Origin of the sequence: Streptococcus sp. HMSC074B11, from assembly GCF_001808705.1 — a bacterium.
Taxonomy (GTDB): Bacteria; Bacillota; Bacilli; order Lactobacillales; family Streptococcaceae; genus Streptococcus.
In genome coordinates this window covers 1-300 of record NZ_KV794241.1, presented here as the reverse complement: position 1 = coordinate 300, position 300 = coordinate 1, and the positions used below count along the sequence as shown (strand labels likewise).

Below are 300 nucleotides of genomic sequence, written 5' to 3'. Positions count from 1 at the left end.
AATCCTCACCTTACTCAGAAGGAATACCAGAATACTGTACTTGATCAAAATGTAAACCTAGTATTTTATAAAAAAGATTGTCCTTACTGTCAGGTTGGAAAGAGTGTAGTTGTAGATGCAGCCAATAAAGGTTCTTATCCTACATTTTACATTGACACTCAGACAGAAGAAGGTCAAAAGTTGGTAGAAAAATACCAGGTTGAAAAAGCTGCAACTATCATCAAGATTCGTAAGGGAAAAATAAAGAAATATCTATATGCTTCGAGGGATTCAGAGGAAAAGATTGTAGCAGATGAGAAA

1 protein-coding gene is annotated in these 300 nt (G+C 34.7%); it reads left to right on the top strand.

What is annotated here, in order from left to right; all coding sequences use genetic code 11:
• A partial coding sequence (locus tag HMPREF2619_RS01705) for a thioredoxin domain-containing protein (RefSeq protein WP_070458574.1) occupies positions 1–300 on the top strand: 300 nt, incomplete at both ends.